This window comes from Halomonas sp. McD50-4, assembly GCF_022348135.1.
GTDB lineage: Bacteria > Pseudomonadota > Gammaproteobacteria > Pseudomonadales > Halomonadaceae > Vreelandella > Vreelandella piezotolerans.
The window spans coordinates 222791-246467 of record NZ_JAKRFG010000002.1 but is presented as its reverse complement, the minus strand read 5'-3'; the positions used below and the strand labels follow the sequence as shown (position 1 = coordinate 246467).

The 23677-nt window shown below is 60.9% G+C and carries 20 protein-coding genes and 1 pseudogene; 9 read left to right on the top strand and 12 right to left on the bottom strand.

Annotated features, from left to right (window positions below; genetic code table 11):
- Nucleotides 1-106: 106 nt before the first annotated feature.
- The 5 genes from MHM85_RS03740 to MHM85_RS03720 form a co-directional block, all read right to left on the bottom strand.
- On the bottom strand, nucleotides 107-955 hold the full coding sequence (locus MHM85_RS03740; RefSeq protein ID WP_153842287.1) for a 3-hydroxybutyryl-CoA dehydrogenase: 849 nt from the start codon (nucleotides 953-955) through the stop codon (nucleotides 107-109).
- Nucleotides 952-2598 carry an acyl-CoA synthetase gene (locus MHM85_RS03735; protein WP_153842286.1) on the bottom strand — a complete coding sequence of 549 codons (1647 nt, stop codon included), beginning with the start codon at nucleotides 2596-2598 and terminating at the stop codon, nucleotides 952-954. Before MHM85_RS03735 ends, MHM85_RS03740 begins: the two co-directional genes overlap by 4 nt.
- A gap of 107 nt (nucleotides 2599-2705) precedes the next feature.
- Nucleotides 2706-4502 carry an acyl-CoA dehydrogenase gene (locus MHM85_RS03730; RefSeq protein WP_153842285.1) on the bottom strand — a complete coding sequence of 599 codons (1797 nt, stop codon included), beginning with the start codon at nucleotides 4500-4502 and terminating at the stop codon, nucleotides 2706-2708.
- 114 nt (nucleotides 4503-4616) lie between these two features.
- The gene (locus tag MHM85_RS03725) at nucleotides 4617-5987 is read right to left on the bottom strand and encodes an MFS transporter (protein WP_153842284.1); all 1371 of its coding nucleotides are present in this window, start codon (nucleotides 5985-5987) and stop codon (nucleotides 4617-4619) included.
- A 135-nt stretch (nucleotides 5988-6122) separates the two neighbouring features.
- Nucleotides 6123-6761 (bottom strand): class I SAM-dependent methyltransferase, encoded by a 639-nt coding sequence (locus MHM85_RS03720; protein ID WP_153842283.1) that lies wholly within the window; start codon nucleotides 6759-6761, stop codon nucleotides 6123-6125.
- A 41-nt stretch (nucleotides 6762-6802) separates the two neighbouring features.
- On the opposite strand from MHM85_RS03720, the gene MHM85_RS03715 reads away from it, so the two are divergent.
- The 4 genes from MHM85_RS03715 to MHM85_RS03700 all read left to right on the top strand — a co-directional run bounded on the left by MHM85_RS03715 (nucleotide 6803) and on the right by MHM85_RS03700 (nucleotide 9007).
- On the top strand, nucleotides 6803-7186 hold the full coding sequence (locus tag MHM85_RS03715) for a VOC family protein (RefSeq protein ID WP_153842282.1): 384 nt from the start codon (nucleotides 6803-6805) through the stop codon (nucleotides 7184-7186).
- 117 nt (nucleotides 7187-7303) lie between these two features.
- Nucleotides 7304-7708 (top strand): DUF4870 domain-containing protein, encoded by a 405-nt coding sequence (locus MHM85_RS03710; protein ID WP_153842281.1) that lies wholly within the window; start codon nucleotides 7304-7306, stop codon nucleotides 7706-7708.
- Nucleotides 7709-7711: 3 nt separating this feature from the next.
- Nucleotides 7712-8644: a lipid A biosynthesis acyltransferase gene (locus MHM85_RS03705; protein WP_153842280.1), complete on the top strand. Its 933-nt coding sequence runs from the start codon at nucleotides 7712-7714 to the stop codon at nucleotides 8642-8644.
- Between the two features lie 12 nt (nucleotides 8645-8656).
- Nucleotides 8657-9007, top strand: coding sequence for a DUF4870 domain-containing protein (locus tag MHM85_RS03700; RefSeq protein ID WP_139525324.1), 351 nt, complete (start codon nucleotides 8657-8659; stop codon nucleotides 9005-9007).
- A 10-nt stretch (nucleotides 9008-9017) separates the two neighbouring features.
- On the opposite strand, the gene MHM85_RS03695 is transcribed toward MHM85_RS03700, so the two are convergent.
- On the bottom strand, nucleotides 9018-10427 hold the full coding sequence (locus MHM85_RS03695; protein WP_153842279.1) for a mannose-1-phosphate guanylyltransferase/mannose-6-phosphate isomerase: 1410 nt from the start codon (nucleotides 10425-10427) through the stop codon (nucleotides 9018-9020).
- Complete coding sequence (locus tag MHM85_RS03690) at nucleotides 10424-12019, bottom strand: alkaline phosphatase (protein WP_153842278.1); 1596 nt, start codon at nucleotides 12017-12019, stop codon at nucleotides 10424-10426. Before MHM85_RS03690 ends, MHM85_RS03695 begins: the two co-directional genes overlap by 4 nt.
- Before the next feature lie 176 nt (nucleotides 12020-12195).
- Between MHM85_RS03690 and MHM85_RS03685 the strand changes: the two genes are divergently transcribed.
- From MHM85_RS03685 to MHM85_RS03670, 4 genes are read left to right on the top strand one after another with little or no spacing between them, the layout of a single operon-like run.
- Nucleotides 12196-13725, top strand: a complete 1530-nt coding sequence (locus tag MHM85_RS03685; RefSeq protein WP_239285080.1) for a glucan biosynthesis protein G — start codon at nucleotides 12196-12198, stop codon at nucleotides 13723-13725.
- The gene (gene mdoH, locus MHM85_RS03680) at nucleotides 13718-15688 is read left to right on the top strand and encodes a glucans biosynthesis glucosyltransferase MdoH (protein ID WP_219863109.1); all 1971 of its coding nucleotides are present in this window, start codon (nucleotides 13718-13720) and stop codon (nucleotides 15686-15688) included. Before MHM85_RS03685 ends, mdoH begins: the two co-directional genes overlap by 8 nt.
- Nucleotides 15689-16462: an FkbM family methyltransferase gene (locus MHM85_RS03675; protein ID WP_153842275.1), complete on the top strand. Its 774-nt coding sequence runs from the start codon at nucleotides 15689-15691 to the stop codon at nucleotides 16460-16462.
- Nucleotides 16463-16514: 52 nt separating this feature from the next.
- Nucleotides 16515-17315 (top strand): creatininase family protein, encoded by an 801-nt coding sequence (locus tag MHM85_RS03670; RefSeq protein WP_153842274.1) that lies wholly within the window; start codon nucleotides 16515-16517, stop codon nucleotides 17313-17315.
- Here MHM85_RS03670 and ribA read toward each other — a convergent pair.
- A complete protein-coding gene (gene ribA / locus MHM85_RS03665) occupies nucleotides 17312-18415 on the bottom strand; it encodes a GTP cyclohydrolase II RibA (protein ID WP_139525317.1) in 1104 nt (367 codons plus the stop codon). The two genes, MHM85_RS03670 and ribA, sit on opposite strands and share 4 nt — an antisense overlap.
- 97 nt (nucleotides 18416-18512) lie before the next feature.
- On the opposite strand from ribA, the gene MHM85_RS03660 reads away from it, so the two are divergent.
- The gene (locus MHM85_RS03660) at nucleotides 18513-19337 is read left to right on the top strand and encodes a RibD family protein (protein ID WP_239285162.1); all 825 of its coding nucleotides are present in this window, start codon (nucleotides 18513-18515) and stop codon (nucleotides 19335-19337) included.
- A gap of 123 nt (nucleotides 19338-19460) precedes the next feature.
- Here the strand turns inward: MHM85_RS03660 and MHM85_RS03655 are convergent.
- The 4 genes and pseudogenes from MHM85_RS03655 to MHM85_RS03640 all read right to left on the bottom strand — a co-directional run.
- Nucleotides 19461-20327: pseudogene (locus MHM85_RS03655) on the bottom strand (lysylphosphatidylglycerol synthase transmembrane domain-containing protein); the annotation flags it as partial.
- A gap of 2 nt (nucleotides 20328-20329) precedes the next feature.
- A complete protein-coding gene (locus tag MHM85_RS03650; RefSeq protein WP_139525316.1) occupies nucleotides 20330-22264 on the bottom strand; it encodes a glycosyltransferase in 1935 nt (644 codons plus the stop codon).
- Nucleotides 22261-22659, bottom strand: a complete 399-nt coding sequence (locus MHM85_RS03645) for a 6-carboxytetrahydropterin synthase (protein ID WP_139525315.1) — start codon at nucleotides 22657-22659, stop codon at nucleotides 22261-22263. Before MHM85_RS03645 ends, MHM85_RS03650 begins: the two co-directional genes overlap by 4 nt.
- Nucleotides 22660-22692: 33 nt before the next feature.
- A complete protein-coding gene (locus MHM85_RS03640) occupies nucleotides 22693-23673 on the bottom strand; it encodes a zinc-binding alcohol dehydrogenase (RefSeq protein WP_239285077.1) in 981 nt (326 codons plus the stop codon).
- Nucleotides 23674-23677: the final 4 nt, after the last annotated feature.

Sequence of the window (23677 nt, the reverse complement as noted above, 5' to 3'; positions counted from 1 at the left end):
GGCTCCTTGATTGTTATTGCGCGTAGAAGTGGTAACCACTCAACCCTAGCGAACGCTTGGTTGGGTGGCAATCACTTCTTTTGTCGCGCTTCGACCCAGCCGCTGGCTACTCGTAGATATAGAACCCACGGCCGCTCTTACGCCCCAGGTAACCTGCGGCCACCATGCGTTTGAGCAGCGGGCAGGGGCGGTATTTCGGGTCGCCAAAGCCTTCCTGCAGCACGTCCATAATCGCCAAGCACACATCCAGGCCAATCAAATCCGCCAGCGCCAGCGGCCCCATGGGGTGCGCGGCACCTAGCTTCATGGCGTCATCGATGGCTTCCGGTGTCGCGGTGCCCTCCTGCACGATAAACGCGGCTTCGTTGATCATCGGCACCAGCAGGCGGTTCACGGCAAAGCCCGGCGCGTCGCCTACCGGCACGGCGGTTTTGCCAAGCGCCTTGGCCAGCGCTTCGATGCGCTCCACGGTGGCATCCGAGGTCTGCTCGGCGCGAATCACTTCCACCAGCTTGAGTACCGGCACCGGATTGAAGAAGTGCATGCCCACTACCCGCTCAGGGCGCTCGCACACCGCGGCCAGGCGGGTGAGTGACAGCGAAGACGTGTTAGAGGCCAGAATGGCATCGCTGCTCAGATGGCTGAGATCGCGAAACAGTTTCTCTTTCAACGCAGGCTGCTCGGGGGCAGCTTCGATAATCACGCTGCAGTCGCTAAGCGCATCTAGCGCCGTGGTGGTCGAAAGCCGAGCCAGCGCCTCCTGTTTGCCCTCAGCGGTCATCTTCTCTTTGGTAACGAGCTTCTCGAACCCTTTATCGATCGCGCTCTTGGCGCGGGTGAGCTGCTCGTCGGCGACATCGTACAGCCGCACGTTAAAGCCACTGGCCGCGACCACCTGGGCAATGCCCTGCCCCATGGTGCCTGCGCCTACGACGCCAATCCGTTGTTCGCTCATTTCGACTCCCCTGGCTGGTGCTGTTTGGCTTCTTCACGCAGCACGAATTTTTGAATTTTGCCCGTGGACGTTTTCGGCAGTTCGCTAAACACCACCGTTTTCGGCACTTTAAAGCTCGCAAGATGCTTACGGCAGTGGGCGATAATATCCGCCTCGGTGACTTCGCCGTAGCCTATTTTCAATTTCACGAACGCACAGGGCGTTTCGCCCCACTTGTCGTCCGGCTTTGCGACCACGGCAGCCTCTTCCACCGCGGGATGGCTGTAAATGGCATCTTCCACTTCGATGGTAGAGATGTTTTCACCGCCGGAGATGATGATATCTTTCGAGCGGTCTTTGATCTCGATATAGCCATCGGCATGCCATACCGCCAAGTCGCCCGTGTGGTACCAGCCGCCCTCCAGGGCTTTTTCCGTCGCCTCGGCGTTTTTGAGATACCCCTTCATCACGTTGTTGCCGCGCATCAAGATTTCGCCCATGGTTCGGCCATCTTTTGCAACCGGTTCTAACGTCACCGGGTCGGCCACGCAGAGCGCTTCCAGCATGTGGTAGCGCACCCCTTGGCGGGCTTTGATTTTGGCACGGGATTCCAGCGGCAGCTCGTTCCACGCCTCGCGCCAAGCGCACACGGTCACCGGGCCATACACCTCGGTGAGCCCGTAAACGTGGGTCACTTCGATGCCCAGCTTTTCCACCCCAGCAATCACCGAGGCGGGCGGCGCAGCCCCTGCGGTGGTCACTTTCACCGGATGATCGAACACCCGCTTTTGATCGGCGGGCAGGTTGACCAGCCCGTTGAGCACGATAGGCGCACCGCTGAAGTGGGTGACGCTCTCTTCGGCGATCAGGTCGGTGATGCGTTTGGGGTCGACTTTGCGTAGGCACACGCTGACACCGGCATTGGCGGCAATGGTCCAGGGGAAACACCAGCCGTTGCAGTGGAACATCGGCAGCGTCCAGAGATAGACAGGGTGATGGGGCATGGCCCACTCGAGAATGTTACTCACCGCGTTCAGGTAGGCGCCGCGATGGTGATACACCACCCCTTTGGGTTTACCGGTGGTACCCGACGTGTAATTGAGTGAAATGGCCTGCCACTCGTCGCTGGGCAGTTGATAGGCGTACTCAGGATCTCCCTCGGCCAGCAGCGACTCGTACTCCAGCTCGCCGATGCCTTGGGTCTCGCCCAGGAATTCCGGGTCGGCCACGTCGATGATCAGCGGCTTGCTTTCCAATTTGGCCACCGCCGCCTGAATCACCTCGGCAAACTCAGGATCCACTAGAATCGCTTTGGCTTCGCCGTGGGCCAGCATGTAGCCAATCGCGTCGGCATCGAGACGAATATTCAGCGTATTCAGCACGCAGCCCGCCAGCGGCACGCCAAAGTGCGCCTCGAACATGGCGGGAATATTGGGCAGCATGGCGGCCACCGTCTGCCCTGGCTGAATGCCACGCTTTTCCAGCGCCGAGGCAAGCCTTCGGCAGCGCGTCCAGGTCTCTGCCCAGGTACGGCGCGTCGTGCCATGCACCACAGCCGGATAATCGGGATAGATGGCCGCCGAGCGCTCGATAAAGGTAAGTGGCGAGAGCGGCACATGGTTGGCAGCGGTTGGCGGTAAGTCTTGTTCAAAGATGGAGGTCATGATCGGTTCCTGCACTCTTGGTTTTATTATTGAAGATCTTAGTATGCGCGACGTTCGCCAATCGGCGATGCCTGATGAACGCCGCCGCCTAAAAGGCGGCGGCGGGGCTAGTGGGCAAGGTGGCTGTCAAACTGGCTGAAACAGTGCCAGCCGGCCTCGATCACGGCACGGTGGGCGCGGCCCACCGGCAGCCATTGGTGAATGGCAAACTCGGCGCTGCACAGCTTGGTGCGGTAAAACGGCTCATCGCTGCCGCCTTTTACAGCCTGTTGGGCGTGCAGCGCTGCAATGCCCATTTGCCAAGCGCACAGTACGTGCCCGGCCAAGTTAAGCAGCGGCGTCGCGTAAGCCTGTACGGCATCGGGGCCGTGCTCAGGGTCGCGGCCCTGCTCCAGCACCAAGGCCATGGCGACGCGCAGGTCGTCAGCGCCTGCCGCGAGTGCACTGCCCATGCTGGCCAGCGACGCTTCACCCCGCAGCGTTTCGGCCGTTTTATGCACGTCATCGATCAGCGCCGAGAGTGCCGCGCCGCCGTCTCGCTGCAATTTGCGACCAGCCAAGTCCAGCGCTTGAATGCCGTTGGTGCCTTCATAGATAGGCGCAATGCGCGCATCCCGCAATAACTGGGCAGCGCCGGTCTCTTCCACGTAGCCCATGCCGCCGTGTACCTGCACGCCCATGGACGCGATATCTACCGCTTGGTCCGTCGAGAAGCTCTTGACGATGGGAATCAGCACATCGGCACAGGCCTGGGCGGCTTGGCGTTCGGCCTCGCTCTCTGCATGACGAGCGATATCTAGCTGTCCGGCACAGTAGAGTGCCAGTGCACGCAGCGCGTCGGTGCGGGCGCGCATGGAGAGCAGCATTCGACGCACGTCGAAGTGGTCGCTGATCGTGCATTCGCTGCCGCCGCGCTGCTTGGGCGAACGCCCCTGGGTGCGGTCATTCGCGTAGGCCAAGGCGTGCTGGCAGGCGCGCTCGGCCACGCCAATGCCTTGGATCCCGACTTTATGGCGCGCCTCGTTCATCATGGTGAACATATGGTTCAACCCGCGCCCCTCCTCGCCGACGAGGTAGCCTACGGCACCGCCGTTTTCCCCAAAGCTCAGCGTGCAGGTGGGCGAGCCGTGAATGCCGAGCTTGTGCTCGATGGAGGCGCAGGTGACGTCGTTACGCTCACCCAGCGAGCCGTCGTCGTTCACTAGAAACTTGGGAACCAGGAACAGCGAAATGCCCTTATTGCCTTCCGGGGCATCGGGCTTGCGAGCAAGGACGAGGTGAATGATGTTCTCAGCGGCGTCGTGTTCGCCCCAGGTGATGTAGATCTTTTGGCCGCTGATGCGGTAGTGCTCGCCTTCTGGAACGGCTTTGGTACGCACTTTGGAGAGGTCCGACCCTGCTTGAGGTTCGGTGAGGTTCATGGTGCCGGTCCAAGTCCCTTCGACCAGCTTGGGTAGATAGATGGCTTTGAGAGCATTGCTACCGTGGTGGGCCAGCGCTTCGATGGCACCGGCGGTGAGCATCGGGCAAAGCCCCAGAGCCATGTTCGCGCCGTGAAGCATCTCCTGTACCGCGCTGGCCACCACTTCGGGCAGGTTCTGGCCGCCCAGCGATTCCGACACGCCAATGCCGTTCCAGCCGCCTTCGACGTAGGCGTGATAGGCGGCGGCAAAGCCTTCAGGAGTGGTGACGCTGCCATCAGTTTGGCGCTTGGCCCCTTGGCGGTCGCCGGTGCCGTTGAGCGGAGCCCAGACGTCGCCAGCCAGCTTCGCAGCTTCTTCCAAAACGGCCTCGACGAGATCTGGCGTGGCTTCTTCGAATCCCGGCAGCGACAAGGAGCGATGCGCAAGCATCTCTTCGAGCACAAAGCGCAGATCGCGGACCGGCGCAGCATAAACATTCATGGCAAAACCTCAGGCAGACGCGGTGATATAGTAAAAACACTATCGACGATAGTAGTTTCCCTATTTCTTCAACACCATTAGCCCAAGGTCTCAGCAGATAGCCACCTTGACGTCTTACTTGCGCACCTCGGTTTCGACATCGTCGTAGTAGGTGATATGGCTCTCGTCTGCCTGGGGCGGCCCTACCACCGGCTCGGCCACGTCGACCTCGGGTACGACATCAGATAGGTCTTCTAGGTGCTCGTGTTCGAGCGCCCCTTGCACCAGCTCCTCGGTGACCACCAGCTCAGCACCTGCGGCGGTCATCGGCGTCGTAGCATGGAACGGTGCCACGGGCACCGGTGCCGGGCGCACGCTGCGGCGCCAGCCAAAGAAAAACACGAAGAACAGGCTGAGCGCGCCAAATGCCCAGAATAGGCCCGCATCGCCCATTGCCGTCATTACCGGCGAAATCATCAGCGGGCTGACGGTGGCCCCAATCGAGTTGATCAACAGAAGGCCCTGGCTCATCCGCACCAAGGCACCTGCAGGCGCGCGGTCGGCGGCATGGCTCACTGCCACCGGGTAGAGCGCAAAGACGCCGCCGCCCAGCAAAAAGAGCAGCACAGCGAGCAGTGGCGTAGAGAGCGGCAGCCACAGCATGGCCGCCGAAATCACCACGCAGAAGGCACTGATACCGATCAGCACCATTTGGCGGTCGTGGCGGTCCGACCAACGGCCAATGGGGTACTGCAGCAGCATGGCCCCCAAAATTACGACAGCCATCATTTGACCGACTTGGTTAACGCTCATGCCAATGCGCTGTAAATAAAGTGGCAGCAGCGTATAGGCCGCAGCCACCACCATACCAGAGCCAAGGCTGCCCATAACGCCGGTAGGCGTCATGGTAATGAGACGATGCGGCGGCAGCGGTTCAGCGTGTTCGATGAGCGGCGAGACGCGGGGAATCATCGCCATGGGTAGCACCGATAGCGATGCCAGCAGACCAATCACCATGAAGGGTGCTGTGTCGCCCATCGCACTGGTGACCCCCAGCATGAGCTGCCCAAGCACCCCAGCCGCGTAAAGCGAAATCATATAAAGCGCCAGCAGGCGTCCACGTACTTTCTGGTCACCCGCCGTGAGCAGCCAGCTTTCGATGACCAAGTAGACCCCAACGGTCGCCCAGCCGCCAATCAGCCGTAGGGCAAACCACGCCCAAGGATCGAAGAACAGTCCCTGCAGTAGCACGGTCACCGCGACCAGCGATGCAAAGCTGCCGTACGCGCGGATGTGGCCAATGCGCAGCAGCAGGCGGTCGTTGAGCATGGCCCCGATGGCGAGGCCAATGAAATAGGCCGACGAGACGATACCGATCATGGTCGCCGACTCGCCCGCAGCGTCCAGGCGCACGGTAATCAGCGTGGCCAAAAAGCCATTGCCAATACCAAGAATAAACAGCCCTAATAGGGGCGCTAGCGCCATGGCCAGCAGTTGCCGCGACATGCCTACCTCACCTTGCTCAATGGATGAATCGTTGCCGTTTACACGCCATCACATCGAATAGGCAAGAAAACGGGCGCGCAATTATTGCTTTCAGAGGCGCAAAGTCAATGCTTTTTCGCTCCGACACTGAATAAATTAGTGTTTTCTAAAAATTACCACGTCATTACCAGCAAATTCGACTGTTAACCTCTCTTTCGCCGCCCACCAGCGAAAGGTGGCTTCGCTAAAAAAACTGACATGGGTGGGATCGTTGATGTAATGCCAACGGGCGAAGGCTTCTTGGCTCGTCACTCGCTTGGTCATCAGCCCAAGATAGCCGCCATGGTCGAGTTGCGCGATACGCTCACCCAACACCTCGCCCGGCGCCGCCAAGTGTTCGACCACCTCGGTCGCGGTGATGAAATCATACTGGCGGCTGAGCGACACGGCATGGGGCGCGTAAAAAATGTCGTACACGTCCATCTCAAAACCCGCTTCCTCGAACATCACCGAGAGCGTCGGCCCCGGGCCGCAACCAAAATCCAGCCCTTTTGCGCCAGGCGCCAGCTTTTCCGCCAGCGGCGTGAATAAACGCCCCAGAAAGCGTCGATATCCCGTATCCTGCGGCGAGTTTTGGTGCTGGTCATACTCGGCTTTTTCAGCGGCGGCGCTTAAATGCTGCTCACTAGACACAAACACCAGCGCACACGTGGCACACTGGTAGTAATCACGGCGACGGTCTTGATGGTACAGCGCAGACTCTTGCGCGTGGCATAGCGGACAGCGTCGCATCATCGTATTCTCTGGTTTTGACGTTCGTATTTAAGGAAAGAGGCATGCTCTCAGGTCTGGATCATCTTGTGGTTACCGTGACCGATATGGGTCGCGCAGTGGATTTCTACTCTCGCGTATTGGGCCTGGACGTACGCTACCGGGACGCTCAGCGCGTCGATCTCCTGCTGGGCGATACCGCCCTGCGCCTGCACCAAACTGACACGGATATTGCGCCCATTTCCGCCACGCCGACGCCGGGCAGTCTGGATTTATGCCTGCGCTGCCAGCTACCGCTGGACGAGTTCAAGCAGCATCTGGATGCGTTGGCCATCGACGTCGAGCTTGGCCCCGTACCCCGCCAAGGGGCTAGCGGCCCCATTGAATCGCTCTACCTGCGCGACCCCGACGGCAACCTGCTGGAAATTTGTCGCCCGGCAGCGCGTTAGGCGCGACCACATCGTGGGCCGCCCGCGCGTGATAAGTCGCTGCGCCCACGCTATCATAGCGCGCAGCCGAAGTGTCCGCTGGATGCTGGAATAGAACCGATCGAAGAAGGAACGCCCATGCGCGATGACACCCCGCTAGAAGGCGAAGTGGTCGACCGCCACGCCTCACAGGAAGAATCCTCAGCGCCTTCCCCCTCCCCGGACACCACCATGGCCATGGTAATTTACGCACTGTACTTGGCCAGCTTCGTGGTTGGGTTTACCTCGCTGATCGGGGTCATCATTGCCTATGTGTACCGTGGCAAAGGGCCTCACTGGCTGGAAGAGCACTACCGCTACCAAATTCGCACGTTCTGGATGGGCTTGTTGTATGGCAGTATTGCCACCCTGCTCACGCTCGTGCTCATTGGTTTTCCCATGCTGTTGGCGCTGGCCGTCTGGTTCATCGTGCGCTGCGTGAAGGGCTTCAAAGGGCTGCAGGAAAAACGCGCGCCCTCCAATGTCGATAGCTGGCTACTGTAATCCATGACCGAACAGGCAACTCCCTCCGAGACGCGGGCTCGCGCCCGCGCCATCGTCCTGCTCTGGCGCGGACTGTCCCGCTGGCCGATACGCTGGCTATGGCGTATCGCGGCCATGGTCGGCCCCCAGGTATATCGCTTCAGCAAACGCGAGCGACGCGTCACCGACATCAACCTCGCAAAAGTCTATCCCGACACGCCTGTCAGTCAGCGGCGCGCTTTGGCAAAGCAGAGCCTACAGCACTCGACCGCAACGATGCTGGAGCTCGGCCACGCTTGGATGGCCCCGCCAGAGAAGGTAGAAGCCAGTATTTTAAGGGTACATGGGCGCGACAAGCTGGACAGCGCACGAGCAGAAGGGCGTGGTGTGATCGTGCTCGCCCCCCATTTTGGCAACTGGGAAGTGCTGAACTTTTGGCTCTCCAGCCACTTTCCGTTTACGGCCATGTACGAGCCCCCCAAAATCGCCGAGCTAGAGCCGATCATTCGCCATGGCCGCGAGCGCATGGGCGCCAAGCTCGTACCCACGAATCCACGGGGCGTGGCGGCGCTGCTCAAAGCGCTCAAGCGAAGTGAAGCGATTGGTATTTTGCCGGACCAAGAACCGGACTGGGGCAGCGGTATATTTGCCCCCTTTTATGGCCGCGATGCTTATACCGCCACGCTGTTACCCAAACTGGTGGCGCGCACCCAGGCGCGGGTAGTGACCGGTGTGGCCCTACGCATTCCAGGCAAAGGCTTCGAGATCCACTTTCTCGATGCCGACGAGCGGGTGTATAGCGAGGAAGACGCTGTTTCGGCCACCGGTGTGAATGCCAGCGTCGAGGCCTCGATTGCCCTCGACCCGGCCCAATATCAATGGGAGTACAAACGCTACCGTAAGGTGGTGGAAGAGCAGCAAGGGCTGCCAAACGCCAACGACTTCCGTCTCTATTAAGTGAGGATGGGCATGACCGAACGATACCTCCCCAAAGAGGATACGCGTCCGCCACAAATTATTTACGCACTCTATTTGGCAGGCCTGATCACGGCCAACATCACCCTGCTGATCGGCGTCATCATCGCCTATGTCTATCGAAAAGAAGCGGCGCCCTGGCTACAGGCGCACTACCGCTATTTGATCCGCACGTTCTGGATCGGCAGCCTCTACTTCATCGTCACGTTCACCTTGAGCCTGATCTTCATCGGCACGCTGCTCTGGCCACTACTCGTGGTCTGGCTAGGCGTGCGCTGCATCATCGGATGGGTAGCCGTGCGAAAAGGCGAGCCCCCAGCAAGGCCGGGTAGCTGGCTCTGGTAACGACGGCTCATTACTCGTCGCGGTGGCGAGCATAAACGTCATCCAGCCGCTCGATATCATCCTCGCCCAGGTAGCTGCCAGACTGCACTTCGATCAACTCCAGTGGAATTTTGCCTGGGTTCTCCAAGCGGTGCAGTGCGCCGATAGGAATATAGGTGGACTGGTTCTCGCTGACCAAGTACGTACGTTCATCCACGGTTACTTTGGCTGTGCCGCTGACCACCACCCAGTGTTCGGCACGGTGATGGTGGCGCTGCAGCGAGAGCCGCCCACCGGGGCGCACGGTAATGTGCTTCACCTGGTAGCGATCTCCATTATCCATGGCTTGAAAACTGCCCCAGGGGCGGTGCACTTGAGGCGATGTCTGCGGCTCGCTGCGCCCTGCTTGGGTCAGCGCTGCGACGAGCTGCTTGACGCCCTGCGCCTTGTCGCGATGGGCCACCAATACACTGTCAGAGGTTTCCACGACGATCAGGTCTTCCACGCCCAGCGTGGCGACCAAGCGGTGGTTTGCGACTACCAGCGAGCGACGTGTATCGCTCAGTACGCCATCACCGGTCACCACATTGTCTGCCGAATCAGGCGTATGCGTGGCCATCAGCGCATCGAAGCTGCCAATATCACTCCACTGAGCGTCCAAAGGCACCACGGCCGCCTGGGCACAGTGCTCCATGACCGCGTAATCGATCGATTCGCTTGGGCAACGCTGAAAGGCGTGTTCGTCCAAGCGTAAAAAATCGAGGTCGCTTTGAGTGCGCGCCACGGCTTCTTGGCAGGCTGACAACATATCGGGCGCAAGCCGCTCGAGCTCCGCCAAATAACGGGAGGCGCGCAGCAAGAACATACCGCTGTTCCACAGCGTATCTCCCTGGGCCAGCAGCGCTTTGGCTTTCTCCAATACCGGTTTTTCAATAAACGCGGCCAAATGGTGGCCTTCGCCCAAAACGTCACCGCAAGCAATATAGCCATAGCCCGTTTCCGGATGCGTCGGCACCACGCCAAAAGTCACTAAATAGCCCTGCTCCGCCAGCGGCTCGGCACGCTGCACGCTGTGCTTAAACGCGGCAACATCGCCTAGTACGTGGTCGGCGGGCAGTACTAATAGCAGTGGATCCTCGCCCGACTGGCGCGCCAGCAGAGCGGCGCAGGCAATGGCAGGAGCGGTATTGCGGCCCACAGGCTCTAGAACGATTTGCCCCTCATGCTGAATTTCACGCAGCTGTTCGGCCATCAAAAAACGGTGCGAGTGGTGGCCCATCAAGATCGGCGGCAGCGTGGACAAGCCCTCCAGACGCGTGAGCGTCTGTTGAAGCAGGCTCTGCTTGCCGGTCAAACGCAAAAACTGCTTGGGCATCTGCTCGCGGGAGAGCGGCCAAAGCCGGGTACCGCTTCCGCCACTCAAAATAACCGGTTGAATCATGGTGTCGTCCTTGCTGATGTTGCTGCGGGGCCAAAGTCCTGCTGCAGCCAGTGGCGAAGTTGGCTCATCCTCGGCGCCTCCTGCGGGTGCGCTAGGGGGGGCAGCATCCCCTCCACGAAGCCACGCCGTTTGAAAGGGTCCAGCAGTGCTGGATCGCCGCTGATGATATGTACCGGTACGGCAGCACTGGCTTCGTCGCCGGTAATCAACGGGGCGGGCTGATGGTCGCCCAGCACGATGAGCAGCGTCTGTTCATTGGCCACGCGCTCGGCCCAGCGTCCTGCCACGCTAACAGCGTAGTCCACCGACCACGCATAGTGGTCGCGAATGCGCTCCAAATCTCGCCAGATCACCTCGGGCGGATCACCCGCGTTCTCCCAAGGGGCATAGAGACTGCCATCGCCCACCAGCGACCAGTTTTCCAGCACGGGCAGAATGGGTGTCCAGGGAGCGTGACTCGAGATCAGTGCGATCTGGGCGAACAGAGGTGAGTTACCCAGCAGCTCGCGCTGAGTATAGTCGAGCGTAAATTGATCCGGCATGGTGACCCAGTTGAGCGGCGGCCCTTCGTAGGGCATGTCTTTTGCGGCGACGATTTGGTCGAAGCCGTAAGCACGCCCCTCTGGCCACGCCAGGGTGATCGCAGGCATCACGCTGAGCGTGCGCTGCCCGGAGGCACGAAAATCGTCGATCATCGTCGAGTGGCCGCTCTCTAGCATCAGTCGATACCAAAGCTGATTGTCTATCCAACGCCCGCTTAGCGTCGTCGCATGGGCAAGCCACGACTGTCCGCCGCGGATGGGCGATGCGACCAACCCCGATACCACGTGCAGGTCACGCTGGGATAGTCGTCGCTTAAGGTCTTCCAAGGTGAGCAGCAGTGTGCGGTTATAGCGAGGGTCTTTCAGGGCAGACACACCATAAGACTCGATGAACGTCAGTAGTACGTTTCGCCCTGCCAAACCTGGCAGTACCTGCGCCGCTATCGGCGTCTCTTCCAACTGCGCGGTAAACGCTTGCCGAGCGCGGTGCGTATCGACCACCTGTTCCCACTGAAAACGGGCAGTGGCGACCATCGGCAGTGCGGCCTGGGGAACTAGGCGATAGTGATTTACCTCTAACAGAGCCATACTCGAACTGACCACTAGCAACACGACGGCCGCGTTTCTCGCCCGACCACGGCGCGTGGGAGGGCGAGCAGGCAGTAGCAGGCGCAGCATGAGCCACAGCACGCCAATGAGCAGTACACCGCCTAGCAACATCAGGCAAATTGCCGCCAGTTGGCCTACATTACCCACTAGTAAATGGTAAATGGAGCGCACGAGCGGCACGTCCAGATAAAGGTTCAGCGAACGGCCAAACGCCGTATGCGTAGCGGCATCGCCAAGGTTGGTCGCCGTTGCCAATGCCAGGGCGCTCACGACACCGCTCCCCAACCAGCGCCGCCAGCGACCGGCCGGTAGCAGTAGCATGGCCGGGGCAATCACCCACGCTTCCCAGGCGATCAAGGGCGATAGCGTGCCAAAGCGCCACCACAGCGGAGCCACCAGCAGCACATTCAGCGCACAAGCCGTAATGAGGAGACGACGCATTCATTTCACCAGTAGCGTTGAGGAGAGCATCAGCGGTATAACCGATTGAAGGCCCTGGAGCCTTGAACCGTTAAACCACTATTTTTAACACAGCTTGCTAAGCGTATAGGTTTTGTTTAAACATTTCACACAATGACGTGTTGTCCACTCTATCAGGTCACGAAAGGAACTCGCCCATGGATTGTCGAACGGCTGCAAAATGGATCGTCTCACTGAGTTGGATGCTTGCCCTTCCCGCTGCCGCCAGCGAAGATCCCGTGTTTCAACAAGTCATAGAACGCGCCAAACAATTAGCTGCTGCCCCCTATACAGCTCCCGACGCCCAGTTGCCCGAAGCGCTACGATCACTTGACTACGATGGCTATCGACAAATTCGCTTCAACCCAGAGCGCGCCTACTGGCGCGAGGAAAGCCCCTTTAGCCTACAGCTCTTCCACAGCGGGTTTCTATTTCAAACGCCGGTGGCACTCAATCTGGTCGAAACCGGTGAGGTCGTCCCGCTCGACTTCACCACCGACGATTTTCGCTACGATGGCGACGCCAGCGACCTGCTGGAGCACGACCTGAGCGGCAGCGGACACGCCGGATTTCGTCTCCACTATCCGCTCAATAATCCCGACTATGCGGATGAATTCTCCGTCTTTCTCGGCGCCAGCTACTTTCGTTTAGTGGGCCAACATCAAGCCTACGGGTTATCCACCCGGGGGTTGGCGATCGACACCGCCTCGTCCCAGGGCGAAGAATTCCCTGCCTTTCGTGAGTTTTGGCTAGTCACGCCAGACAGCGACGCCGAGAGCGTCACGCTCATGGCGCTGATGGATAGCCCGTCGCTCAGCGGTGCCTACCGATTCACGCTCACCCCTGGGGCGCACACCGAAGCCGACATAGAAGCCGAGATCTTTGCCCGGGAAGATATCGAAAAAGTCGGCATCGCCCCACTGACCAGTATGTTCACCTTTGGAGAAGCGAGCGCCCAGCGGCCAGATGACTTTCGCCCTCAAGTGCATGACTCCGATGGTCTTTTAATGCACACCGGTAGCGGCGAGTGGATCTGGCGACCGCTGAGCAACCCCAGTGAGGTCCGTGTGTCGAGCTTCGTCGATGATGCACCACAAGGCTTTGGCCTGATGCAGCGCGAACGTCGCTTCGACCGCTACTTGGACCTGGAAGCCAACTACCATCGCCGCCCTAGCCAGTGGGTCGAGCCGCTGGAGGCATGGGGAAAAGGTCACGTGGAGCTGGTGGAAATACCCACCCCTGACGAAACCCACGACAACATCGTGGCTTACTGGGTCGCCGAAGATGCGCTCGACGCCGGTGACTCTCGGCGCCTGCACTACCGCACTTACACTTTGAACGAGCAGCCCGACGCCCACGCACTGGGAAAAGTGATACGCACTCGGCATGGCAGCGCCGCCGTACCGGGTGAAGCGGACTCCCCATCCGCCGAGCAGCGCCAGTTCGTGGTCGATTTTAGCGGCGGCGCGTTAGAGACGTTAGCGGCCGATGCAGAGCTCTCACTGGATATCAGCGTGCGCGATGGCGAAGCGCTACTGCCCCAAATCAAAGTACTCCCCCATCACGGCCGACGCGCCACGTTCAGGCTTCCACCCAGCCCCCAGCCGAGCGATATACGCTTGCGTTTGATGAGAGACGGTGAGCCCGTCACCGAAACCTGGAACTACGTGTGGTATCCCAATGCGTAATCCACCTTCGTTAATGCCGTCCATACCGTGGCTCAACGCTCGGCGCGCACTGCTAGCCACGCTGGTCATTGGTACCAGCCTGCTGGGCTGCGCCGCCATGGTGCAAGTAGTGACCAACCTCGCGCTGGGCTGGCAAATCGCCATGCTGACGCTATTTGGCCTCACCTTCAGCTGGATTGCGCTGGCTTTTTGGGGGGCCATTTGCGGTTTTGTGATCTGTGCGCTGCGTCTCGACCCGCTTAGCCTCAAACCCTTGACGGCAGAGCGACCGACCGCCAGTCGCTTGGTCAGCCGGACGGCGCTGGTCATGCCGATTTACGCCGAGCCGCCCATTCCCACCATTGCCGGATTGGAGGCTACTTGCCGCTCACTGCTTCAACAGCCAAGCACACAGGGCGAGGACACCGCCCGCGTCATCGGTCAGCACTTCGAAGTGTTCATCCTCAGCGATACCCAAGACCCGACCCAAGCCGACGAAGAAGCCGCCCACGTGGCTGCGCTTCAGCAACGTATGGCTGGCCAGATGGCAGTGCACTACCGCCGTCGTCCCAATAACCACGAGCGCAAAGCAGGCAATATTGCCGACTTCTGTCGTCGCTGGGGCCGCCGCTACGACTACATGATCGTCCTGGATGCCGACAGCCTGATGAGCGGCGATACGCTGCTGCACATGGTGCACCAAATGCAGCGCTACCCCACCGTGGGCCTGATTCAAACCGTGCCCATTCCCGTTGGCCAGCGCACGCTGTTTGGCCGTTTTACCCAGCTCGCCTCGGCGCTGTACAGCCCGATGCTGGCAGCGGGCCAAAGCTTTTGGCAGGGCGACGCTGCCAACTATTGGGGGCACAATGCGATCATTCGCACCCGCGCCTTCATGGCCCACGCAGGGTTGCCAACGCTCTCCGGCAAACCGCCGCTAGGGGGCGAGCTGTTGAGCCACGATTTTGTGGAAGCGGCTCTGTTGAGACGTGGCGGCTGGCAGGTGCTACTGGATACGTCGGCAACGGCAGCGCTGTCCCGGCGCGACCCCCACGCCAGCGCCTCGCGCAACAGTTTCGAAGCCATGCCCAGCAACCTACTCGACTTCGCCAAGCGCGACCGCCGCTGGCTCCAGGGCAATCTTCAGCACCTGCGCCTGTTGACGGGCGCGGGCTTTCACGTCATCAGTCGCCTGCATTTCTTTTTTGGCGCGTTTGCTTACTTGTCGTCGCTGGTCTGGCTGGGGCTGCTGGTGTGTACCAGCCTGATGGTGGGCTACCACGCCATCGATGGGGCGACCGAGCCGGTCTTGCCCAAGGCGCTCTCGCTGTGGCTATTGAGCACCACGCTCGGCATGCTGATGGCCCCCAAACTACTCGGCCTACTGCTGTCCTTCTGCCAGTGCCCCCACGCCTTTGGCGGGCGCTTCAAATTGGTGGTCAGCACGCTGCTCGAAATCGTATTTGCCGCGCTCATTGCGCCGCTGATGATGGCGTGGCACAGCCTATTCATCATCAATGTGTTGATTGGTCGTGCCATTGACTGGCAAACCCAACATCGCGGCGAGCGCTCGTTGAGCTGGCGTGAAACCTGGCGGCATACCGGATGGATGACGCTATGCGGTGCGCTGTGGGCGGGCGTGATGGTGCTGTTTTCACCCTCGGCGTTCGGCTGGTTGACCCCTGCTTGGCTCGGGCTCGTGGCCGCCGCACCGTTGGTAAAGTACTCCAGTAGCGGTACCTGGGGGGGCGTGGTGAGCCATCGGCTAGGGTTGCTGCATACGCCTAGCATTAGCCTGAAACCGGCGCTCCTCAAAGATTTTGCCGATCTGACGGCACGCAGCCCTGCAGCGCTGAACATGGACGGCGACCTCACGCTGAATATCCCCCCCAGTGAGCTGTATGGCGACATGCCTTGCCAACTCTTAAGACCCGGAAAGTCGTCACAAACGTCGACCGTTTCACGCGCGAAGGAACCCCATTAAATGCCCTCTACGCTTCAGCAACTTCGCAGCGCCAGCGGCTTGGCCCGTTCCCTGTTCATCTATTGGCGGCCTGGGCGGCAACGCAGTTTGAAGCGGCTCTACCAGCCCTTTCTAGTGCCCGGCGATATCGCTTTCGATATTGGCGCCCACCTAGGCGACCGCAGCGCCGCGTTTCAAGCGCTGGGTGCCCAGGTCATCGCCTTGGAGCCCCAGCCAGCGCTGGCCAAATGGTTTCAACGGCTGCTAAAAAGCCCACACATTACACTGCTGCCGCTGGCGGTTGGCCCCACTCCAGGTCATGCGGAGATTGCCATTAGCGTCGGTAACCCTACTCTTTCGACGCTTGCCACCGAATGGCGCCGCCACGTGGGCGAGCGCAACGCTGGCTTTCAACGGGTGCGCTGGGAAGAGACGCTACAGGTCGAGATGACCACCTTGGATGCCTTGATCGAACGTTTCGGCGAACCCCGCTTTATCAAAATCGACGTAGAGGGGTTCGAGGCGGAGGTGTTGCAAGGTCTTTCCTGCCCGGTAGCCGCTTTATCGATGGAGTTCGTGGCAGGCATGCTGGATGTCACTCACGCCTGCCTGGCAGAGGTCAACCGGCTAGGCGACTACCGTTTCAATGCCATCGCTGGCGAGCAACGTCAGTTCCGCTTTGCTACTTGGTTAACTCCGGAGGAGATGGCCTCTTGGTTAGCCGAAGGCGCTGAGCAGCTCGCCTCAGGCGACATCTACGCCTGTCGTAGCGATCACCCGCTGCTCACCTCCTAACACACTGCGCCCCAGCGCTTCTCCCCAACGACACAAACGCTAACGAGACGCTATGGTTTATCATTGGCAACACTTGACCGCCCCTCAACTGAATGCCCTTGCCCAGCACGACCCGGTCGCGGTCATTACCTTAGGTGCCATCGAGCAGCACGGCACCCACCTACCCTTGGGCACCGACCTCATCATTGGTGAAGGGCTGCAGGCCGACATGCTGGTACAACTCGAGCGTCTGGCGAAGGATGTCGAGGTGCTGTGTCTACCCGCCATCGCGGTAGGGGCCAGCGACGAGCATGCAAGCTTCGCAGGCACATTGAGCCTGCCCGCACCGCTGGCTATTGCCACGCTGGAAGCGTACGGCGAGAGCATTGCCCGTACAGGCATTCGTAAGCTCGTGCTGATCAATAGTCACGGCGGGAATAAAGCGGTGATGGATCTAGCCGCGCTCACGCTTCGGCGGCGCTGTCACATGCGCGTAGTCAAAGCGACCTATACACGATTGCCGCCTTTAGAGGGCGCCATGAATGCCGATGAGCTACGTTATGGACTGCATGGCGGGCTGCTGGAGACGGCGATGATGCAGCACTTAGCACCGCAACTCGTCACTCTCGATGACTATACGCCTGCTGCTCCAGCCATGCCTGCGGAAGGCGCGCTGGTCAGCCCCGAGGGTAGCGCTGCCTTTGCTTGGTTAGGGGAAGATTTGAGTGAACATGGCGTGGCTGGAGATGCCAGCCACGCTAACGCCGCACTGGGTGAACGGCTCGTCCACCACTATGCCTACCAGCTTGCTCAGGTCATTGTGGAAACCGCTCGACTACCGCCACTGGGAGCGCCAGCGGCGGGCAAGCGTTAACGGCTGCGACTCTCGAGCACCTCATCCAAAAAGTGACCCGCTCGGCTGGCTTTGGCACTTAGGTAGCGGTGGTTGTGATCCGTTACGCTGCCATATAGCGCTTGGCGGGACACCACTTCGATACCGCCCTCTTTCAGGGCTGACATTTTCAGCGGATTGTTGGTGAGTAGCTGCACTTGATCGATACTCAACGCGTTCAGCATATCCACCGCCACGGCGTACTGGCGCTCGTCGTCGCCAAAGCCCAGCACTTGATCGGCATCGACGGTGTCCAGTCCGCTATCTTGCAGCGTGTAGGCGCGCAGCTTGTTCGCCAAGCCGATCCCGCGCCCCTCTTGGGCCAAGTAGAGCAGCACACCGCCACCCATGGCCTGAATATCCGCCACGGCGTTGCGCAACTGCTCACCGCAGTCGCAGCGCAGACTGCCAAACAAATCACCGGTCAAACACGCCGAATGCATACGCAGCGGTACCGGACCCTGCACATCATCGAGCTGGCCGATGACCACGGCCACATGCTCACGCAAACCATCCGGTTCACGGAACAGCACGAAGCGACTATTGGGGGCATCTTCCAACGGAATATTGGCTTCGCTCACCCGCTTTAGCATACCCGGCGCACCCGCCAAACACTTATGCGCATCGTCAGCGTTGACCTCCAGTAGCCGCCCTTGGGCAATATGTTTGTCAATGTCGTGGCGAGCATCCTCACTCACCAGAGCGGTTAACGCGGCAGGGATCAGCAGTGCTCGGCGCATGAGGGCCACTGCCCCGCGCTCGGCGACGCCAGCGGGTTTCAAGCCGCTCAACAGCGCACTGGGCTTTTTGCCAGCGTCAGCCACGGCCAGTTGATGCAGCTCGCGCTCGCCAATGTGTTCTGCCAACGGCAGGCAGGCGGCCTCTGCACTCAGCGACATGCCCATGGCCTCCAAACGATGCCGCGTGAGCACCAGCGCAGGGCGCGCACCCGCCAGCTGGGCCAGGGTATCCACCGAACGGCTACCCTCTAGCGCTTGGACCAGAAGGCGCTGCTCACCGCTGCTGATCACGACCGGTAAACCGCGACGAATATCGAAAATGGCGCGTTCAATTTGATACATGTAGGCCTCAAGGTTGCCTAATGGTATGGGCAAAGGTTGCTTGCGTTGGGCAACATGGCCCCGCATGATCTGAGGTTATTTTCAGTGTGGAGGCGTCATGCCCGACTCCAGTAATACATCCCATTCGATCGATCTCGATACCGCTTGGCAGTGGCTGCTCGCCCAAATCGACGGCACCTCTATCAAGGCGGATCTTTCGGTCACCCGCGACGGCGCGTGGCAGTCGCCGCACGCCGTCACGCCCCAAGCCCAGACAGCCTTGGACTGCCTGACGCCGCTGGCGTTGCAACCCCGCTGGGTCGTCGCCCAGCTGGGGCAGAGTTTGGATGGGCGAATTGCCACGGAAAGCGGCCACTCCCATTACATCAACGGCCATGAAAGCATCGTGCATTTGCATCGGCTGCGCGCGCTGGCCGATGCGGTCGTGGTCGGTGCGGGTACTGCAGCGGCCGACAACCCCCAGCTCACCGTTCGCCATGTCACTGGCCGCCACCCGACGCGAGTCGTCCTCGACCCTCGTGGTCGCGTGCCCGGTCATCTTGCGCTGTTTCGCAGCAGCGAGGTCAAGACCTTGCACATTACTGGGCCAGACGTGACGACTGCGCCCAGCCACGCGGAGCACTGCGTGCTGGCCTTGAATGCCCACGGCCAGTTCGACCCAGCGAAGGTCATTACGCTGCTGGCGGAACGTGGGCTCACACGTGTGCTGGTAGAAGGCGGCGGTGTCACCATTTCCCAATTCATCGAGGCATACTGCGTTGATCGACTGCATCTGATGGTAGCCCCGCTGCTGATCGGCTCCGGCAGGCCCGGCCTGCAAATGACGCCCATCGAGACGCTGGAGAGCGCGCTGCGCCCCACGATGCGCTCGTTCCGGTGTGGCGACGACACGCTGTTCGACGTGATGCTGCGCGACGTCTAGCCCACCTGCAGCGGTCGGGCCAAAGGGCGTGGAATCTGTCGATGTAGAACCTGTAGAAGGGGTGGCGCGACCACGTTTAGCCAACGCCACCCATATGCCCGGCAGACTAGAGAGCAGCACCAGGACACCGTAGGCCAACGAGATCGCAACCCCTTGCGCGGCTGGCAACCCCACCAAGACCCAAATAGCGGCAGCCGCGCCTTCCCGCAGGCCCCAGCCCGCAATCGATAAGGGGACTAACATGGCCAGCAGCAATACGGGGGTCAGCGCCAATAGGTCGAACACGGGCATCTCGCTACCCATGGCTCGGGCGGCGCACACCATCACCCCGCCATAGCTGAGCACGATGGCCAGCGAAGAGGCCAACTGCAGCGGCCATGCCCGACGCGCCAGCAGTCCACGGCGCACATCCCGTCCCAGCGCGATGCACCACTGAGGCAGTGCAGGCCCTTTCGGGCTGCGACACCAAACGCCCAGAGCGATCGCAGCCAAGAGCAGTGCCGCCACACCGACGACCAGCCCGAACAGCAGCGGGCCACCCAGCGCGGCGTGCCACAGCGGCGAGGCCGTCAGTGCCACCAGGGTCAGCACCACCACGGCCATTTGCCCCGAGGCCCGCTCGATGACTACCGCTCGCCAGGCGCTTCCCTTGGATGCAGCTTGTCGAGCATGACGATGGGCGCGTCCCGCATCGCCCAATACGCCCCCCGGAAGCAGTTGATTGACCAACAGCGCCAAGTAATACTCGCGCAGGGCATAACGAAATCGCAGCGGCACATCTACCCGACCAGCAGTGAACTGCCAACGCCAAGCGCTGAGCATCACCTGCAGCACACTGATGGCTAACGCCGCCAGCACCCATTCGGGCGCGAAGCGTTTCACCTCGGCCAGAATGGCGGCAGGCTCTACCCACAGGGCCACCGCCGCCAATAGCGCCGCGCTGACGATGCCGCGCTGCACCCATGGCCGACGTAACCAGTGCCCGCTCATGGCTAACCCTTCACCGCGGGCAGCGCCAACAGGTCACGGTGGCCCACCCATACCCCTATTTGGCCGCGCTCCACGGCATCCAGGCGTGCGGTACGCCACTCGGCAATCCGCATGGCGGCGTCGGGGGCCTGCTCGGTGGCGGCTTCCGCCCAGCCGTTGATCAGCGAACTGACGAGCGGCTGAGACGCGTGGCTACCCGCGGCAAGCCGCCAGGGCGTGGAGGCTTCCTCTACGTCATAACCCTGCGCCGCCAGGGCGTGGTAGAGCGCCCTGTGGGCCTCGCCGCCCAGCGCCTCACCTAGCCCTTTATCCCGCTGTTGATGCGCGTTGAATAGCCCCAATACAAAGCGATCTTCCGGGTCGTCGATGGGCTGCTGATCCCTATCCGTAAAGCACCATTCGCCGGTCACGCTCAAGCTCACCAGCAGCGCCTGCCGATGCGCAGCACACTGCTGGGCCAGCATGTCGATCCATGGCTGAGACACCAAATCGATGAGCGCTGACGCACTGACGACATCCGCCGCTTGCAAGGCGGGATGCTCGAGAGTCGCGAGTGAAGTGCAGTGTGTTTCCACTTGTAGCGGTTGGCCTGTGGCATCGTGCAACGGCATGGCCCGGCGACGCGCCTCACGCAATAGGGCATCGTCATGGTCGAACAGCGCCCAGCGCTGCGCACCGCTCAACCGAGGCGCAAGAAACTGTACATTGCTGCCCCGCCCACAGCCTAAGTCCGCCAGCGTCACAGGCGCTTCGCAAGACGCGAGCCACGCATCGAGCCGACTGACCAACGCCTCGCTTCGGGCGTGACCATCGACCGCTTCGCGCAGCGTCAGCCAGCTAGCGGCAAACTGACTGCCCGCCGTGAGTTCAGCCGTTCCTTCGTCCTTCAATGCCCTGGCAAACTCAACGCCCGCCGCCTGCCAATCGTTGAGCTCTCCCCGCGCCAGCGCAACGCCCGCTCGCAGCTCGGTTCGCAGCGCTTCGTTGGAACAGAAATTATCGATGGCGGCACCGAGCGCATCGGCATCACCCGGCGCCACGCTAATACCCGCGCCTTCTGGCAAGGTATCGCGCAGGGCACCACCGGTCGTGGTAATCACCGGCAGGCCATGGGCCAACGCCTCGGTGACCACCATGCCGTAACCTTCGTACCAAGAAGGCAGCACCAGCGCATGGGCGTGTTGGTAAGCCGCCTCGAGGGTGTCGGCGTCACACTCACCGTGTAGGGTGATGCGTTCGGCAAGGCGATGCTCATCGATGAGCTGCTGCACGCTGGCGCTAAATGCCGTATCGCGGACACCGCCGTAGCAGTCACACTGCCACTGTTCGCTAGCCACTCGCGCCAGCGCCTTGACCAATACATCCTGCCCCTTGCGCGGCGTCAGGGTGGCCACACACAAAAGGCGGATGGTGTCACCCGCCGCAGGTGCGGGGCTGACCGGCGCTTGGGCAACTCCCGGCTCCACGACAGTAATCGGCGCGGTAATCGGCAGGGAGTAATCGCTCGCGAGTTCGCTCAAACGGCGGGCAGTAAAGCGGCTGGTGACGATGATCCGGGCGACTTCGGCAAGCCCGGTGAGTTCGCTGCGGTGAAGTTGCTGCTGCTCTTCACTGGAGAGCCCCTGCTCATCTCCCAGCGGATGATGCAAAAGCGACGTGATATCCAACCGATCCGTATGGCGCGCCACCACGCCAGGCAGTGCGCCCATGGCTAGGCCGTCGATGATGACTCGCTCGCCATCGGCCAACGTATCCAACGCGCTGGCAAGCGCACGTTTGGCCGTGTCATCGGCTTGAGGAAAACGCCCCTCCAGACCGACCACATCCACCGACAGCCCCTGCTCGCGCAGCGCGTCAACGATGTGTGCATCGTAGATATAACCGCCGGTGCGCTGGTTGGGATCCCCCGCCACCAGTAACGTCAATCGCTGGTTCATAGCGCTCCTTCGTAGCTGGCCCAGGCCACATGGGATTCATGCAGTTTGATTTCCATTTGGGTCAGGCCTTTGGCCGTTTCTCCCATACGGCCCGCCTTGATGGCCGCGGCGAGCTGGTCGAAGATCACTTTCGCCATGAACTCCGTGGTGGTGTTCTGGCCGGACAACTCACTGACCTCATCGAGGTTGCGATAGTTGTAGCCCGCCAACACTTCTTTGACGGTTTCGCTGGCTAGACCGATGTCGATCACCAAGCCATCCTGATCCAGCTCTGGGCGCTGAAACACGACGTCGACCACGTAAGTAGCGCCGTGGGTGCGCTGGGCCGGGCCAAAGATCTCGCCTTTGAAACTGTGGGCAATCATGAAGTGATCGCGAACGCATAAACGGTACATGGCAACTCCCGTAAGCAAATAACGGTTGAAAGATTAGGGGTAGCGAATTCGGTGACAGAGCGCCGTGCTCTGTGGACTAAACAGCGCCGGGGCTCGTTCGGGGAAATCGGCAAAATCGCACTCACTGCTGATCAACGCCTCAAGGGCAGGGTCGGCCAGCAGGCGAAGCGCCACGTTCAAGCGACGGCGATAGTTCCAGCGCGGCTGGAGTTTGGCTGGCAATTGACCCACTTGGCTGGCACGCAGTGTCAATCGCTGGGAGTGGAACGCCCCGCCAAGGGGCAGCGACACCTCTCCTTGACCAAACCAGCTCATCTCGATGACACGGCCTTCATTGCCGACGAGCGACATGGCCAAACGCAGGCCGTCGGGATGACCGCTGGCATGAATCACACAGTCTTGATCGTTCGGGGCTTGCTCAGGCAGGGCAAACGGTACATCGAGGGCTTGGGCCAAGGTTTCACGCTCGGGATTGATATCGACCAGCGTGACCTCGACCCCCGCCATGCGCGCGCACAAATACGCCACCAGCGCGCCCACGACACCCGCCCCCACCACACAAACACGCTCGCCCAGCATGGGGTTGGCATCCCATACGCCGTTGAGCGCGGTTTCCATGTTGGCAGTGAGCACCGCGCGCTGCGCGGGCACGTTATCGGGCACGGGCACTGCCATATCGGCAGGCACCACATAATGATCCTGGTGGGGATGTAGGCAAAACACGATTTTATCGACAAGCGCGTCAGGCCCATGGGTGACCCGGCCGACGCTGCAATAACCGTATTTCACCGGAGTGGGAAACTCTCCAGCTTGAAAAGGAGCGCGCATGCGCTGGGTTTCGCTGTCCGGCACGCGTGCGTGAAACACCAGTGATTCCGTGCCACGGCTAACGCCGCTGTACAGGGCACGAACGTGCACCTCTGCTTCACCTAACGTGGGCAGCGGTTCCTGCTGCAGTTGGCCCTGGCCTGGGTGTGTTACCCAAAAAGCCATGGCCGTCTTAGGCGCCGACATGACA